Raw genomic sequence first — 14865 nt, 5'->3', positions numbered from 1 at the left:
AACACAAATATTCGGACTGCCCGGATTTTGTTCTTGGGTTTATAAACTTTTGTTTAAATGAACCAGTCAACTACTATCTGCGTCTTTAGTATGCCATTACAGCGCAATAGCCCAAACAGGCGCAGCCTGGTTTATGCTCAAAAACGAGGTGAAAATATATCCGTCACAACGTTCATAAATTAGTTAACTGTTCAATTTATCTTTTAAAAAGGCGCACGCTTCCTGCATCGCCTTCTCTCCCATCGAACCGATCCCGAAAAATCCATGTATATTTTCATAATTCTGAAAGATCGTGGTGACGCCGGCCTTCTGCAATTTATCTGCATAGGCTTTTCCCTCATCTCTCTACGGATCGTAGTTGCAGGTGAAAATCATGGCTGGAGGTAAGCCCGTAAAATCGGCAGCCCGGAGCATCGATGCTTCTTCGAACAAAGCAGGATCACTCAGATAATCGCCCCAAAACCATTTCATAATTTCCGCAGTGAGTGATCACATCTGCCACAGCAGTGGGGCCGGGGTCCTGCGCGGCCTTCGCCATCGCTTTCCTCGTTTCCTCCGGGGGCGCAAGGTTTAATTTGTCGAATCCATTTTGTTTTGAGAATGCTATGCTGTCTAAAACTTCTTTTGATAAGGCCATGACCGTCCTTTTAAAAATTTCTTTTATAAATTACCCCCCTTGAATTTCTTGGGTTTCGTCTTAAAATACTTCTCAAACAAACGGGAAAAGTGGCTCATATTGGTAAAGCCGAGTCGATAACCCGTTTCTGTTACGGAATGGTCCCTGAGCAGCCTGGCGGCTTCATTCATCCTCGCATGCTGAAAATAATTGTAAATAGAATCTCCGAATATCTGTCGGAAAAGCGTTTTCATTTTCGTCGGGCTCATGTTGACTTTCTTTGACAAATCATTCAACCGCGGTGCTACCGACAAATCCTTAAGGATCATTGATCTGACCTCGTATAACTTGTCTGCGTCGGCCCTGTTGACAGCAACCTCCGTGTCATTGACTCTTTCTGTTATCTTAGCGAACAATAGATAAATTAATTCAAGCGCTTTCGCCTGGCAACGCAATAAATAAAATGGCGCACCTAAGGTTGTGTTACTGAGATCTTTCAGTGCGCTTTCCATTTCAACTGACATTGATACATTGGCGACAAACGATGGGTTGGTTAAAAGCTGGTTGCGCAATGCAGCCTCTTCACCGGACAAATGAAGCAATTCCACCAAAAGCTCACGGGCCACGTTGATGACCAAAAAGTAAATCTCTTGCTTTGCGGGAAAGAATATCTCGGTGAAAAAATTGCCCGTGCCCAATTCGGCTTCGCACCCGGGGGCAAACAGATGGGTTTCCTGCTGCCCGCTTTCCAACGCAACCTTTCTGCAGTCGAACTTAAGCGTCAACATTTTGGACGGTCCGGCTAATTCCAGGCGTTTTAACGAAAACTCCTGTTTAAGTATGTATCGATGCATGCACAGGCTCAGGCCCTCCCTCAATTGCATTTCCTGTATATAGCCATCACCCAACGATTTGGGTAAATAAACCCGGTTTTCGGCAACAGGCATTCCAAACCTTTTGCCAAATACTTCGGCAAAATGGAACCCTTTTTCAATAACAAATTCAAAAGTAACCGCCATTATGTTTTCTTAGTACCGTCAAAATCTGCAGTAATAGACATCCGGGCGTTCGGTATGTCGTCGATGGCCCTGCTTCTTGTCATCGGCGCCATCACTAAGTGGTTCTTAAGCTGTAACCCGTACCTGTTGTACGGCGTCAATGATATATTTTCCATTATAATAGCTCATCAATTTACTTCAATTCTTCAATAAACTGTGGCACGGTACGCGCCGGGTGGCCAAGTATAGTCTCGAGTACCAAGGCGTTTCCGCCGGAGAACCCGTATTTGTCATATTCTTTATTCATCGAAATGAGCCCTTCACGCAGTTCTCCAGGTGGAATATTTACTTGTTTAGCCCATTCATCTACGGGCAGATCTTTCGCTATGATCCTTTTGCCCAACTTTTTACTCATCAACTCCGCCAAATCAACCCGGCTAAACATGCCTGGTGATGCCAGCTCAAACGTCCCGTAGGACAAACGCCTGTCGGTCATAGCTAAAGCCACGGCTTCGGCGACATCCCTGTAATCCACATATGCCATTTTCGAATCTTTTGAATAGGGCATAACAATTTCGCCGCTTTGTTTGGCTGCCTGCCAGCTCTGCTGCAACATTTGCATATACATGGCAGGCTGCAAAATGGTATAATCCATGCCGGAGTGATAAAGCGCCTCTTCTGTCGGCCGCTTCTCAGCATGGTTGGCTAACGACAAAGAAGTGTGATAGACACTAGAGAATACAAATTTTTTAACGCCAGTTCCCTCCGCCGCCTTAACCATGTTCAAACCTGCTTCGACCTCCCGGTTAAATGCAGGGATGATGTGGAATACGCCATCTATCCCTGCGGCTGCACTTTTAAGCGTAACAGGATCATAGAGATCGCCTATAGCAAACTGGTCTGCGCCGCTGGCGATGGCTTGTTTTCCTTTGTTGCCGTCCTGTACCAATGCGGTGATATGATGGCCTTGTTTTTTTAATTGCGGCAAAACCAATCCGGCAAATCTCCCGGTGGCACCGATCATCAGTAATTTCATGATAGTTTAAACTTTATCGAGGTAGTCCGGGGGAAACACTTTTTGTCCGTGTTTTTCAGCTATAGCCATCAATTGTTTTGCCGATTCAGGATCCATCGGCGGAGGGGGAAGAAACTCCCCATAACCAACCGGCTTGCCAATTTCTTCAAAAAAAGTATCCAGGCCTGACGGGACAACAACACAAAGGAGATGGGCTATTTTATCGGTTTTATTTTTAAAACCATGAACAACACCGCCTTTTGGGATATTCACAAATGAACCTTTCGTGGCAATGTATTCGCCAAACTCTGATTTGACTTCAATTTCGCCCTCGATAACGTAAAATGATTCCTCGATTTGTGCATGTTCATGAGGACCTGGACCGCCGTTGGGCGGTATCAGCATATCTATTGCCGCAAATGCGCCATTGGTTTCAGCGCCACCGACCAGGATACGGTAAGTATCCCCGACAACAGAGAAGATTTTGCCTCCCTTTGCCCCTATGGTTATAGGACTCTTTTTTGGGTTTTCCATACTTGTATTTTTAGATGCAAGACGAAGATCGGTGGTTTTCGATTGAAAAAAATATTCCGATTGGACTATTAAATAGTCCAATCGGACTGGTATGGCGTTCAATACAGGGAGCCTCATCAATTGCCCGCTTTTTTAAAGCAAGCCAATTATTAATGCCACCGATTTTAGAAGGACAGTTAAAGATTGATTTTAAAGATAATGGATTCTTTTAACATCCCGCATGGTTATTGCATTGCTTGCCTTCGGATTAAAGAAACTTTAAGCGCTTAACGGAAAGGGCACGCTGGAAATCTCGAAACTTGATTAGAGCGATCTTAACGATGTCAAGGAGTTTGCAGATAAATTTTTGCAAAGCCATAAACAATTGAATGTACTGATCAACAACGCCGGCGTAAAAGAAAATTCGCCTGATGAAATAATCGCAACTAAACTTTAGGATTAATTAATTCCGGTCACCAGGTAATTGGCCTTTCCCGCAATGAACAGTCAGATAACCTTTATACCCACGCTTATTAAGATTGCACGCGAAAAAGGCATATCCGTTAGTGGAATTATTTTGTTTAAATGTTTTTGGATTAAGTAGTTTGAATTTAATCATATGGTAGTACTAACAATACGATTACATGCATAAATTTAAGAGGAAATGAATTAAGCGTTTATAAGGAGAAAAGAATAGAAAATGAGGTTATGATGATGAGAAAAGGAAATAGGCAGATTGGTTACTGTGGAATTTCTTACCAGAATGGGGTATCCCGCCTCGGCCTTTTCGATCAGGAGGTTGTCCCCGGGAAAGTAATGCTGAAGACGCTCTATGACAAACGATCTTACGCTTTTCGATTGATGTATATGATCGGTCTGTTCGATCTGTTGGACATCCCAGCAAATATTGTCGAACCTCGCCGGATCATTCGTGGCCAGGGTGTATATGCATTTATCCGACACGCGGGACCGGGCGTAAATGAGCGTAGAATTGAAACGGACAAAGCTGTGATAAGAGGCCGATGGGTCCGCTGATTGTTTCAGTTGTTTTACAATTATCTTTTGGGGAGAAAAGTTAAGATGGGCGTTCTGCCTTTTTACACATTTATACACTGATTCTTTGATCGACCACAATAACCAGACAAACTGTTCAAAAGGAAGGGCAGGAAAGTCTTTTTTGGAATACAGCTCGAGCTCGTCCGGTGAAAGGATCCTCGAATAAAATACGGGCAGCATTGTACGGCCCGCATCAATGGCGTCCATTGCAACTATATCGTTCCCGATACTTATATCATCTACATTGCTTATCAATTGCGTTGTTTCATCTTTTCAAGAATAACGTCGATGCAACTGCCGACGTCGTGGATCTTTTCCGCAGAATCCATATCGATCTCGATGTCGTATTTTGATTCCGCGTCGATAAAAATATCCACCAGATTGGCCGAATTGATCTTTAGATCTTTTATAAGGTCTGTTTGTTCATTCAGAGAATTGAGCGCTTCTTTGTTAGCCGTGTAAGGAGTTAATACTTTTTTCAGTTCAGCCAAAATTTCTTGTCTATCCATTTTTATTTGTGTTTTGCAAAAATTAAACAGCTATTCACATCTCCAAAGCCAAAGTTTGCTTTAGCTACAATATTTATCTCCTTATCGATACGTTTTACAGGCATGGATTCCGCTCCGATCATATCGACGATCTCCGGATGAGGGTCCTCCAGATTGATGTTCGGGTGGACAAATTGATGCCATATCTGCAAAACAGCCGCCACGATCTCAATGGAACCTGCCGCACTGAGACAATGGCCGATCATTGACTTTAGCGAGTTGACGAGGGGAAACGCCCCCTTTTTCCTATCCAGGGCGGTGGCCCAGCAGCCAATCTCCAGTTTATCGGCCACCGTAGCCGTCAGATGGCCCGCGATCAGGTCGACGTCTGATCCTTGCACCCCTGCATCGTCCATTGCCCCGCGAATACACCTGACAATGCCTTGCGGATTGGGCGCTGTCATGGAACCGCCGCCTCTTTGCCCTCCCGAGTTGGTGACCCCGCCCAGGATCTCCGCATAAATGGTTGCCTTTCGAGAGAGCGCTGACTCCAGGTCTTCCAACACGAGGGCCGCCGCTCCTGAACCCGGGACAAAACCATTGGCCGAAGCGCTCATCGGCCGGGAGGACTGTTCGGGGGTTCGATTGAATTTCCTGGAAAGGATGCGCATCGAATCAAAAGCTCCAAATATATAAGGATCGATATATTCATTGCTTCCGACAACCATTCTTTTTTCCAAGCCATGCTTGATATATTCATATCCAAGCAGAACGGCCTGGGACCCCGTCGCACAGGCAGCAGAATTGGTGATTATCCGGCCACCCAGCCCTAAAAGCCCTGAAACATAAGCCGTAGCTCCGCTGTTCATCGACTGCTCGATCACCCGGGAGCCCAATTTACGGGCCTGTTTGGAATCCACAAAGGAAATGACTCTTTTCATCGCCTCCGTATCCGCCACGCTATTTCCGAAGACACAGCCGGTATCCCAGTGCGTTTCTTCTCCTCCGAGGGAATAACCCGCATCCAGCCAGGCATCTGCGGCAGCTTTGATGGCATATCCTATCGTGCTGCCCTTCAGGCCGTAAAACGTGACCTCCGGAAGATAATCCCGCAGCTGCTCCCAGTTGAAATCCGGCATACCTGCCACATGGCAGTTGAAATTCAACTCTTCATAGCGGGGTACAAATCTTAAACCCGAAATGCCATGTTGCATAGCGTGTAGAAAATCCGGGATGCCTACTCCATTCGGGGAGACCACGCCCATACCTGTAATAACAACACGGCGACTCATTATTAATTGTCCTTTTTGTCGGTTTTTTTAATTACTCCTGCAAACATACCTCTGGCAACCAATTCCTTATGTTCATCGAGCGCTTCAATATAACATTTCAGCTTGCCAAAACGAAAATACTGCTGCTTCGAAATTACCGTCAGCTTCTGCCCCGGAAATACCATTTTGTAAAAAGATACTTCTGTCGAGGTCAGGAGAGGAAAGAGATTTCCCCCTCTCACTTCGGCATATTCCGGCGAATTTAGTATATAATAAATACCTAAAGCCACTACCCCGATCTGGGCCATTATTTCCGTAACGATAACTCCTGGTGTCACTGGATTCCCAACGAAATGATCTTCATAAAAAAAGGCATCCTTGCGCAGGGTATATTCTCCTGTTACTCCTGTTTCGTCTAATGAAAGAATCGCATCGACAAAGCGAAAGGAAGATTTATAGGGTAATTTATCTAAAATATGCTGGTACATGTCAATATTCATTGGGAAGATTCATTGGGAGCCAGGCGATTTATCGGCAATGCTCTCCACCGTCAACATGGATAAGGGCGCCGTTTACCCAGGATGCCTCATCCGTGCACAGAAGGTAAATGACATTGGCGACGTCTGCCGGACTGGTCGTTCGACCAAATGGATTGCGCTTTACCGTATGGTTAAGCAGCTCCTCGCTTCCCGGTATTTTTTTCAGGGAAGGTGTGTTGGTAACGCCTGCCTGTATTATATTGGTTCTGATACCATAAGGGGCCAGATCAACGGCCATATAGGAAGACAGGCTCTCCAGGGAAGCTTTGGCAACCGAAACAGCCGCATACCCTTCCCAGTACTTATGGGCCCCTTCACTGGTGAGGCCGATGATCCTGGCATCAGGCTGGAAGAGGTCTTCCTTTAACAGCAATTTTGCCCAACCCAGCATACTGGTACCCATGGCATGCGTCGTATCGTGGATGTCCTGGGCGGAAAGCTCCTCCAGTGACCTGAGATTGCCTCTGGCTATAGAATGCAGGAGCAGACGAACACACTTGCGCGTACCAACCATCCGGTGGAATTCCTGGATAAACGCCTGCTGTCCTTCCTCATTCAGGGCATTCAGATTAAAGGGAAGAATGGTGGTATCAAATTCTCTTTCCAAGTGATCCAATTCCTGTTTCACAGCCTTTTCTGCCGATGCCATTTCCCTGTAGAGCAAAGCGATATTCATGCCATGCGCCGCCAGTTTTCTGGCTGCGGCAAGGCCAAACCCGCTGGACCCTCCCAAAATGATCGCCCATGATTCGGCAAATTGTTTGATATAGACTTCCAACTTGATGTTTTTCAGGTAATTATCTAATATATTTGAATCGCAAAAGTAGTTTATCTTTGTATTTAGTGCACTGGATTATGAAAATAAGGTTATTTCTATTCCTTTTTCTAACGATAATAGTAAGAATTGGGAATTCCTTCCCCTTGACCGTCATCACCCATCAAGATTTTGATCGGGCCACTTATTATAAGGTATTAAAAAACGGAGGATTAGCCGAGGCTGACAGGGAGTTATCTGACCTGGAGGGGCTGCGGTCGCCCGGAAAAGAAGCGTTCAGGGGTGCTTTATTGATGAAAAAGGCTGGTCTTCTCCATAAGGCTAAAGATAAGCTGGATCAATTTAAAAAAGGTCGGATCGACCTGGAGACCGTTATCCATCTCGATAGCCAAAATACAGAATACCGATTTCTGCGACTGATCATTCAGGAACATGCTCCTAAGATCACCAAATATCATGATCAACTGAAAGAAGACAGTGAATATGTCCGGCAACATTATAAGGAATTACCGGGGGTAGTGCAACGGGTAGTCAGGGACTATAGTAAAACCTCCGCCGTATTACATGCGGCCGATTTTGAATTTTAACTTTACCTACACATGGGGAAAAAAGTGCTAGCCATTTATTATTCACAGTCTGGTCAGTTGCGGGATATTGTTGGTAATCTTTGTCTTCCTTTTGAAGAGACCGGCTATACGGTGGAAAGATTGCAGATCCGGCTGCAAAATGACTATCCTTTTCCCTGGACCTCCAAAGGGTTTTTCGAAGTAATGCCTGACTGCGTCCTGGGTAAGACGGCGGAACTGGCTCCGTTCACTTTGAAAGAAACCCGGTATGATCTTATTATTTTAGCCTATCAGGCCTGGTTCCTTTCACCGAGCATACCGTTCAACTCGCTCATGCACCACCCGGAGATAAGAGCTATTCTGAAGCATACGCCGGTGATCACCGTCACTGGCGCCAGGAATATGTGGGTGAATGCCTTTGGGAAGGTAAAAAAATTATTAAGCGAGACGGGCGCGCACCATGTAGGCACGATCGCGATGATAGACCGGCATTTGAACCTGGTGAGCATTTTCACTATTTTTCACTGGATGCTGGGTGGAAAGAAAGATCGCTGGCTGGGCATATTTCCCAGGCCAGGGGTGTCCGATCCGGATATTGCCAACGCCAAGGCGCTGGGAGCCACCGTAGTCCGGCACATGGAATCCGCCCAATGGGACGGGATGCAGGCGGCTCTCCTTGCACAAAAAGGAGTCGCGTTGAAATACCACCTGATGTTTATGGAATCAAAAGCAGCCGTTATGTTCCAACTCTGGGCGAAGTGGATTTGTTCCCGGAAAAAAAGGCAGGTGTGGCTTGTTGCATTCAAATATTATCTATTACTTGCATTGTTCCTGTTTGCACCCATCGTTTATGTGATCGATCGGGTATTTTTCAAACTATTCCTGTCAAAACATATAAAGGCAAAAAAAGAATCCCTTTTGCGTTTGAATTAATAAGCTATAACTATTATGTCCGTACAAGAGGTCTACATAACGAACACATCCCTTTTTCTTCCGAACGAGCCGGTCGCTAACGACGACATGGAAGAATACCTTGGGTATATAAATGATAAGCCATCGAAATCGAAAAAGATCGTTTTACGCAACAATGGCATACAGACCCGCTATTATGCCCTGACGAAGGGAGGAAAGCCTACCCATACGAATGCCCAGATGACCGCAATGGCCGTGCGGGACCTGTACAATAACGATCCGGAAAAATTAAGGGAGATAGAGCTTCTATCCTGTGGAACATCCTCCCCCGACCAGATGATGCCCTCGCATGGGGTGATGGTTCACGGCTGGCTGCCAGAAGTGGGCCCTATTGAGGTCGTGTCTCCTTCCGGAGTATGTTGTGCGGGGATGCATGCCTTAAAATACGCCTACCTGGCCGTAAAGGCCGGTGATGTAAGAAAGGCGGTAGCCACCGGATCCGAGCGGTTTTCAGCCTCACTGGTAGCCAATGTCTTTGAAGAAGAGGCCCAAAAGCTAAAAGCGCTGAATGAGAATCCGTTCATCAGCTTTGACAAAGAATTCCTTCGCTGGATGCTGTCCGATGGCGCCTCTGCCTTTACCGTGAGCAATACTCCGAATGCGGGTGGGCTTAGCTTGCGTGTCGACTGGATCGAAGGCGTTTCCTATGCCAACGAGATGGAAACCTGTATGTATATGGCCTGTGAAAAGCAGCCCGATGGTACGCTGAAAAGTTACCTGGATTTCACTCCGGAAGAGATCATGCACAAATCGCTGTTGAGCATTAAGCAGGATATTTCGGTATTGAGCAATAACATCGTCCCGCTGGGAGGAAGGAAAATAAAAGAGATTGCAGACCGCAGAGGGTTCGGCGTGGATGACATCACCTATTTCCTGCCCCATATGTCCAGCGAATTCTTTAAGAGCAAGATTTTTGAAGTTATGGCAGTATTGGGAAGTCATGTGCCGTATGAACGGTGGTTTGTCAATCTGACCCGCCTGGGCAATGTGGGTGCAGCTTCGGCATATTTTATGGTACATGAATTGTTTCATAGCGGCCGGCTGAAAAAAGGAGAGAAGATGCTGATATTGGTCCCGGAAAGCGCTCGTTTCTCTTATATGTATGCGATGCTAACGGTGGTTTAACAAAATCTATTATGAAAAAGGAAGACGTTCCACAAGACCTAAGCTCACTCGGTAAAATAACCACCGAGATCTGTTATGCAACGGATGAGGCGGGAAAATATACCACACAGCCAAGCCGGGGTTGGGATGTCAAGATCGGAGCGTTGGACGTCACCTGGGAGAACGTGGAGAAGCGGGTAAAGGAAGCGCAGGAAAGAATGGCGAAAGGAGAAGTGAGCCCCCTGCTTTACCTGATGGAAAAAAATGTTATGGATATCGCTATCCTTGCTGATTATACCGGATTTTGGAAGTGGCGGGTCCGGGGTCATTTAAAACCGGGGGTTTTCAGCAGGTTATCCGATAAGGTCCTCCAGAAGTACGCGGAAGTTTTCAACAGCACCGTAGAGGAGCTAAAAAGTATGAATGTACATGCATAGCCCCTTCAAACATATTCAGGCAGCACATTGTGAAAGCGGGGTTACAAACAGTTTGCTGAGGAATGCAGGGATCGATAAAATGACAGAACCACTGGCCTTTGGCATTGGGGCTGGCCTGTTCTTCGTTTACGTCCCATTTCTAAAGATCAACGGTGGCCCTGCTATTGCCTTCCGGTCATTTCCGGGTATTATTTTCAAGCAAACCTGCCAGTCTTTAGGTATCCCGGTAACCCGGAAAAAATTCAGCTCAAAGGAGGCGGCCCGACTGTTCCTGGATCAGTGCCTTTCCGAAGATCTGGCGGTGGGTTGTCAGGTCGGCGTATATTATCTCCCTTATTTTCCCCGGGAGTACCGTTTCCATTTCAATGCCCACAACCTGATCGTCTATAAGAAGGAAAAAGATCATTACCTGGTAAGTGATCCTATTATGGAGACGGTGGCGTCTTTGTCTGAATACGAGCTGGAAAGGGTGAGATTTGCCAAAGGCGCCCTTGCACCCCGCGGGCAGCTGTATTATCCCAGTTTGCAGGGCCAGACCATCGATGACGAGAAAATAAAGCAGGCCATCCGGTCTGGCATCAGGAAAAATGTATTCAATATGCTGCATATTCCTGGTCCGATAGCAGGCGTAAAGGGCATCGCTTTTACTGGCCGGAAGATCAAAAAATGGCGGGACAGACTGGGGCTCACCAAGGCCGGCCTGTATCTCGCGCAGCTGGTCCGGATGCAGGAAGAGATCGGTACGGGCGGCGGAGGCTTCCGCTATATTTATGCTGCATTCTTACAAGAGGCCTATGATTTTCACCGTATCGAAGAGTTGCTGGCTATTTCGGGGCAATTCACCCGGGCGGGTGATTGTTGGCGGGATGCGGCTATACAGGCCGCTGGGATCTATAAAGGCAGGCTGGGCAGCCAACATGATTTCGATGCGATGGGGGACTATTTACTGGAAATTTCGGAAATGGAAAAAAAGGCGTTTACAGCATTGTCTAAAATCAAATGGCATTAAATGGGTCAGCCGGCGGTCTCGATCACCAATCTTGGCTTCTCTTATCCATCCCAACCCGCGTTGTTTGCCGGTCTGGGGCTTGAAATAGCGGACGGAATACGCTTTGGCCTGTTCGGCCCCAATGGTGCAGGCAAGACCAGTCTCATGCACCTGATGACGGGGATCCTGTCCTATGAACGGGGAAGTATTGAATTATTTGGCCACCGGGTAAAAAGGAAGAACAAATCCCTGAACAGCCTGTTCGGACTTGTTCCGCAGGACTATTCCTTTTACGAGGAGCTGACGCCCGTTGAAAACCTCGAATTTTTTGGAGCGTGGTCCGGTCTTTCTTCCCGGGAGACCCGGCGAAGGGCAAAGGAATTATTGGAGGTAATGAACCTTTGGGAAGTGAGGAATAAGGCAGTCGGCCAATTTTCCGGGGGTATGAAACGAAAGGTAAACCTGGCCATCGGAGTGATCCATCAGCCACGCATTTTGTTCCTCGATGAGCCAACTGTAGGTGTGGACGTAAACACCAGGCATGATCTTATCCGTTATCTTATCGAATTGAACAGCAAGGGGACTACGCTTGTCTACACATCGCACCAGCTGGATGAAGCGGAAGAATTATGCCAGCGGATAGCGTTGATGGACAAAGGAAAGATCATCGCCTGTGACGACACCGGGGTATTATTGGCCAAATATGGGCAGCAGGACCTGGAGGCATTATTTTTAAACTTGACCGGAACTGGTTTCCCCCACCCGACGAAATGAAATTGTTGGCCACGATAAAAAAAGATCTGCGCATCCTACTGAGAGACAGGATCGGCCTTGCGCTGATGTTTGGCATGCCTATTCTGCTCGTGCTGATCGTCACCAGCATTCAGAACAACGCATTTCAACCTTTTTCCAAAAATAAGCTCCTTCTTTTTGTGAATAATAAGGATACAGGCCGGTTCAGCCAGGAGTTGATCCGGGCCATCGATCAGATAGGGCTATTCCGGCTGGAATATATCGGCGCAAACAACAGCCGGGAGGACATCCTGCGCCAAATGCGGAAAAAAGACGGACTACTGACCGTAGTTATTCCCGCTGACTTTTCCAGGCAGGTAGCCGCCGCCGCAAAAGAAAAGGCGGGTAAGGCTTTGCATTCTTTCGGACTGGAAGGTGATTCGGGTAAGCCGGTCACGAACGAGGGACATGCACCGGAACTGCTGTACAACCCGGGCATAGAGTCCTCCTTAAAGCTATCCATAGCCGGCGCATTGAACGGCGCCATACAAATGGTGGAAAGCAGGCAAATAATAAGGACCATATACTTCAGTATCAATGAGAAGCCCTTGCCTGATTCGCTGGCTTCGCAGATGCTCAGCAGCCGAATGAACCTCCAGGAGGTCCCTGTTACCAGGGGGGGGCCTGTCATCCCGCTGAACGCCACACAACATAATGTACCGGCATGGACGATCTTCGCGATGTTCTTCGTGGTCATGTCGCTGGGAAGCGGCGTAGTCCGGGAGAAATTAAATGGAAGTTTCATCCGGCTGAAGACCTTGCCGACAAATTATATGATTGCTTTATTGTCCAAGCAAATTACCTACCTCGGGGTTACTTTTCTACAGGCCTTTATTCTCTTTGCAATGGGGGTATGGTTATTCCCTTATATAGGTCTACCCGCTTTGAGCCTTCCCCGTGATGGAGCGGGCCTGGTCCTGGTGACCCTGCTCTGTGGCTGGTGTGCAGTAAGTTATGCTATCCTGGTAGGGACTGTCGCCCGGACACAGGAACAGGCAAATGGCTTCGGCGCCGTGTCGGTTGTCATCCTTTCCATCATAGGTGGATTGATGATCCCATCATTTATTATGCCAGGCACTTTCCAGACGGCCATGCAGCTCTCTCCCCTTCATTGGGCCCTGCAATCCTATTATGGGCTCTTTCTCGAAGGGGGAAAACTGAAAGACATTTTGATAAATGTGTTACCTTTATTCGTTATTACCGTCGTTATACAATTGACAATTGTCGCGATTCTTAAAAGAAAAAACTTAATCTGACCTGAACTTCAAATAATGGACAAGACCGAATTAAAACAACAACTAAAAGAACAAGTCATCCAGTTCCTGAACCTGACATCGCTGACCCCTGCGGACATTGCCGATGACGAGCCATTTTTCGGAGAGGGACTGGGTCTGGATTCTATAGATTCCCTTGAGTTGATCGTATTGCTCAACCGGTCATATGGAATTACTATTAAAGACCCCAAGGAAGGCCGCAAGGTTTTGGTGGACATCGAAACCATGGCCGATTATATCGAACAGCACAGAACAAAGTAAATTTTTGGCGAGTGAAAAGGGTTTTTATTACCGGTATGGGAGTCATTAGCGCTATCGGCAATACGGTGACAGAAAACCATTCCGCGCTTAAAAATGGCGTCTGCGGAATAACGACGACTGCTGATCCCGTTGCGGGATCTATTCATGTTCCTCTTGCAGCAGTATCCCTGGACAATGAGCTTTTACGGAAAAAATTACAGGTGCATGATCCTGCTGTCACCCGGACGACATTACTCGCTCTTCATGCATTTCGCGAGGCAGTGCAGGATGCCGGGCTTACGGCCGAAGAACTCAACAGTGACAGAACAGCCCTTATCGGGGGAACCACCGTCGGAGGGATGTCCCAGGCGGATGAATTATACAGGGACGTCTCGCAACGGTATACGGATTCGCCATTTCTTTCCTCCTACGACTGTTCTTCCGTATTCATGTTCCTGCAGGAGTCTCACCGGATGGAAGGGATCGTCGATACTATTAATACCGCATGCTCTTCTGCCGCCAATGCCATCGGGTACGGAACAAGGCTTATCCGGAGCGGGTTGGCGAAACGGGCCATCGTAGGAGGAGCCGATAGCCTGTCGAAGTTTACCATCAGCGGCTTCAAGGCCCTGCATATACTATCCCCGGAGATCTGCAGGCCTTTCGACAGGCACCGGCAGGGACTAAATTTAGGAGAAGGAGCTGCGTTCCTGGTCCTGGAAGGAGAAGAAGAGATCCCTACCCATAAAAAAGTATATGCCGAAGTAAAAGGCTATTTCAATTCAAGTGACGCCTTCCATCCGACCTCGCTGTCGGCCGATGGTGAAGGGCCCCATCTGGCCATGCAGGGAGCTTTGAACGCTGCGGGTTTAAACGCCAGTGAGGTAGATTTCATCAATGCGCATGGTACAGCGACTGAAAATAACGATGAGTCGGAAAGCAAGGCAATGATCCGGGTCTTCGGCGAGCCTCCGCCCTTTATCTCCACAAAATCGAATACTGGTCATACGCTTGGTGCGGCGGCTGCCGTGGAAGCGGTATACAGCCTGTTGAGCCTGGCGCACCAGGAAATATATCCAAGCCTGCATTTTAGCCAAGGCATTCCCGGTCTGGACCTTCATCCAGTGACAAGCTACCGCCGGTGTCCCCTTCGTCATGTTATGTCCAATTCCTTTGGATTTGGAGGGAATTGCGTGTCTTTAATCTTCTCTAAATCCTGAG

Annotated in this window: 19 protein-coding genes; 10 read left to right on the top strand and 9 right to left on the bottom strand. The window is 47.3% G+C overall.

Features of this window, described 5'->3' with window-relative positions; all coding sequences use genetic code 11:
- Positions 1-439 precede the first annotated feature (439 nt).
- The 4 genes from Q4E93_RS05360 to Q4E93_RS05345 all read right to left on the bottom strand — a co-directional run bounded on the left by Q4E93_RS05360 (position 440) and on the right by Q4E93_RS05345 (position 3163).
- Complete coding sequence (locus Q4E93_RS05360) at positions 440-637, bottom strand: hypothetical protein (RefSeq protein ID WP_303583239.1); 198 nt, start codon at positions 635-637, stop codon at positions 440-442.
- 23 nt (positions 638-660) lie between these two features.
- Entirely contained in the window at positions 661-1635 is a 975-nt protein-coding gene (locus Q4E93_RS05355) for a helix-turn-helix transcriptional regulator (RefSeq protein WP_303583188.1), read from the bottom strand.
- 172 nt (positions 1636-1807) lie between these two features.
- Positions 1808-2650, bottom strand: a complete 843-nt coding sequence (locus tag Q4E93_RS05350) for an SDR family oxidoreductase (protein ID WP_303583186.1) — start codon at positions 2648-2650, stop codon at positions 1808-1810.
- Positions 2651-2656: 6 nt separating this feature from the next.
- The gene (locus tag Q4E93_RS05345; RefSeq protein WP_303583184.1) at positions 2657-3163 is read right to left on the bottom strand and encodes a cupin domain-containing protein; all 507 of its coding nucleotides are present in this window, start codon (positions 3161-3163) and stop codon (positions 2657-2659) included.
- Between the two features lie 14 nt (positions 3164-3177).
- Here Q4E93_RS05345 and Q4E93_RS05340 point away from each other — a divergent pair, with 14 nt between their 5' ends.
- Positions 3178-3375, top strand: coding sequence for a hypothetical protein (locus Q4E93_RS05340; protein WP_303583182.1), 198 nt, complete (start codon positions 3178-3180; stop codon positions 3373-3375).
- Positions 3376-3811: 436 nt separating this feature from the next.
- Here the strand turns inward: Q4E93_RS05340 and Q4E93_RS05335 are convergent, their stop codons facing one another.
- Genes Q4E93_RS05335 through Q4E93_RS05315 form a run of 5 tightly spaced genes read right to left on the bottom strand, consistent with a single transcriptional unit; the run spans position 3812 to position 7274 of the window.
- The gene (locus Q4E93_RS05335; RefSeq protein ID WP_303583180.1) at positions 3812-4453 is read right to left on the bottom strand and encodes a 4'-phosphopantetheinyl transferase family protein; all 642 of its coding nucleotides are present in this window, start codon (positions 4451-4453) and stop codon (positions 3812-3814) included.
- Entirely contained in the window at positions 4450-4707 is a 258-nt protein-coding gene (locus Q4E93_RS05330) for an acyl carrier protein (protein WP_303583178.1), read from the bottom strand. Before Q4E93_RS05330 ends, Q4E93_RS05335 begins: the two co-directional genes overlap by 4 nt.
- Positions 4708-4709: 2 nt before the next feature.
- Positions 4710-5978 carry a beta-ketoacyl-[acyl-carrier-protein] synthase family protein gene (locus Q4E93_RS05325; protein ID WP_303583176.1) on the bottom strand — a complete coding sequence of 423 codons (1269 nt, stop codon included), beginning with the start codon at positions 5976-5978 and terminating at the stop codon, positions 4710-4712.
- Between the two features lie 2 nt (positions 5979-5980).
- The gene (locus Q4E93_RS05320; protein ID WP_303583174.1) at positions 5981-6445 is read right to left on the bottom strand and encodes a 3-hydroxyacyl-ACP dehydratase FabZ family protein; all 465 of its coding nucleotides are present in this window, start codon (positions 6443-6445) and stop codon (positions 5981-5983) included.
- 40 nt (positions 6446-6485) lie between these two features.
- Positions 6486-7274: an SDR family oxidoreductase gene (locus Q4E93_RS05315; RefSeq protein ID WP_303583172.1), complete on the bottom strand. Its 789-nt coding sequence runs from the start codon at positions 7272-7274 to the stop codon at positions 6486-6488.
- A gap of 143 nt (positions 7275-7417) precedes the next feature.
- Between Q4E93_RS05315 and Q4E93_RS05310 the strand changes: the two genes are divergently transcribed.
- The 9 genes from Q4E93_RS05310 to Q4E93_RS05270 are packed head-to-tail and all read left to right on the top strand — an operon-like array spanning position 7418 to position 14864.
- Positions 7418-7858, top strand: a complete 441-nt coding sequence (locus Q4E93_RS05310; protein ID WP_303583171.1) for a hypothetical protein — start codon at positions 7418-7420, stop codon at positions 7856-7858.
- Between the two features lie 12 nt (positions 7859-7870).
- Positions 7871-8770 (top strand): hypothetical protein, encoded by a 900-nt coding sequence (locus Q4E93_RS05305; protein WP_303583170.1) that lies wholly within the window; start codon positions 7871-7873, stop codon positions 8768-8770.
- A 15-nt stretch (positions 8771-8785) separates the two neighbouring features.
- On the top strand, positions 8786-9934 hold the full coding sequence (gene darB, locus Q4E93_RS05300; protein WP_303583169.1) for a dialkylresorcinol biosynthesis protein DarB: 1149 nt from the start codon (positions 8786-8788) through the stop codon (positions 9932-9934).
- Positions 9935-9945: 11 nt separating this feature from the next.
- Complete coding sequence (DarG, locus tag Q4E93_RS05295) at positions 9946-10350, top strand: flexirubin biosynthesis protein DarG (RefSeq protein ID WP_303583167.1); 405 nt, start codon at positions 9946-9948, stop codon at positions 10348-10350.
- The gene (darH, locus tag Q4E93_RS05290; protein ID WP_303583165.1) at positions 10337-11359 is read left to right on the top strand and encodes a BtrH-related acyltransferase DarH; all 1023 of its coding nucleotides are present in this window, start codon (positions 10337-10339) and stop codon (positions 11357-11359) included. The genes DarG and darH overlap by 14 nt, the downstream gene beginning before the upstream one ends.
- Positions 11360-12112: an ABC transporter ATP-binding protein gene (locus Q4E93_RS05285; protein ID WP_303583164.1), complete on the top strand. Its 753-nt coding sequence runs from the start codon at positions 11360-11362 to the stop codon at positions 12110-12112.
- A 5-nt stretch (positions 12113-12117) separates the two neighbouring features.
- Positions 12118-13386, top strand: a complete 1269-nt coding sequence (locus Q4E93_RS05280) for an ABC transporter permease (RefSeq protein WP_303583162.1) — start codon at positions 12118-12120, stop codon at positions 13384-13386.
- Positions 13387-13401: 15 nt separating this feature from the next.
- Positions 13402-13665: a phosphopantetheine-binding protein gene (locus Q4E93_RS05275; protein ID WP_303583161.1), complete on the top strand. Its 264-nt coding sequence runs from the start codon at positions 13402-13404 to the stop codon at positions 13663-13665.
- A gap of 11 nt (positions 13666-13676) precedes the next feature.
- Positions 13677-14864, top strand: a complete 1188-nt coding sequence (locus Q4E93_RS05270; protein WP_303583159.1) for a beta-ketoacyl-[acyl-carrier-protein] synthase family protein — start codon at positions 13677-13679, stop codon at positions 14862-14864.
- The last annotated feature ends 1 nt before the right edge of the window (position 14865 follow it).

Origin of the sequence: Flavitalea plasmicola, assembly GCF_030546645.1 — a bacterium.
Taxonomy (GTDB): Bacteria; Bacteroidota; Bacteroidia; order Chitinophagales; family Chitinophagaceae; genus Puia.
The sequence above is the reverse complement of the archived record's forward strand: the minus strand, read 5'-3'. Positions and strand labels throughout refer to the sequence as shown.

What these genes read in the sequence shown, in the direction of transcription:
- Q4E93_RS05360 (WP_303583239.1), bottom strand. Translation starts at nt 637, where the DNA reads ATGGCCTTATCAAAAGAAGTTTTAGACAGCATAGCATTCTCAAAACAA.
- Q4E93_RS05345 (WP_303583184.1), bottom strand. Translation starts at nt 3,163, where the DNA reads ATGGAAAACCCAAAAAAGAGTCCTATAACCATAGGGGCAAAGGGAGGC.
- DarG (WP_303583167.1), top strand. Translation starts at nt 9,946, where the DNA reads ATGAAAAAGGAAGACGTTCCACAAGACCTAAGCTCACTCGGTAAAATA.
- Q4E93_RS05350 (WP_303583186.1), bottom strand. Translation starts at nt 2,650, where the DNA reads ATGAAATTACTGATGATCGGTGCCACCGGGAGATTTGCCGGATTGGTT.
- darB (WP_303583169.1), top strand. Translation starts at nt 8,786, where the DNA reads ATGTCCGTACAAGAGGTCTACATAACGAACACATCCCTTTTTCTTCCG.
- Q4E93_RS05340 (WP_303583182.1), top strand. Translation starts at nt 3,178, where the DNA reads ATGCAAGACGAAGATCGGTGGTTTTCGATTGAAAAAAATATTCCGATT.
- Q4E93_RS05305 (WP_303583170.1), top strand. Translation starts at nt 7,871, where the DNA reads ATGGGGAAAAAAGTGCTAGCCATTTATTATTCACAGTCTGGTCAGTTG.
- Q4E93_RS05285 (WP_303583164.1), top strand. Translation starts at nt 11,360, where the DNA reads ATGGGTCAGCCGGCGGTCTCGATCACCAATCTTGGCTTCTCTTATCCA.
- darH (WP_303583165.1), top strand. Translation starts at nt 10,337, where the DNA reads ATGTACATGCATAGCCCCTTCAAACATATTCAGGCAGCACATTGTGAA.
- Q4E93_RS05275 (WP_303583161.1), top strand. Translation starts at nt 13,402, where the DNA reads ATGGACAAGACCGAATTAAAACAACAACTAAAAGAACAAGTCATCCAG.
- Q4E93_RS05355 (WP_303583188.1), bottom strand. Translation starts at nt 1,635, where the DNA reads ATGGCGGTTACTTTTGAATTTGTTATTGAAAAAGGGTTCCATTTTGCC.
- Q4E93_RS05325 (WP_303583176.1), bottom strand. Translation starts at nt 5,978, where the DNA reads ATGAGTCGCCGTGTTGTTATTACAGGTATGGGCGTGGTCTCCCCGAAT.
- Q4E93_RS05330 (WP_303583178.1), bottom strand. Translation starts at nt 4,707, where the DNA reads ATGGATAGACAAGAAATTTTGGCTGAACTGAAAAAAGTATTAACTCCT.
- Q4E93_RS05320 (WP_303583174.1), bottom strand. Translation starts at nt 6,445, where the DNA reads ATGTACCAGCATATTTTAGATAAATTACCCTATAAATCTTCCTTTCGC.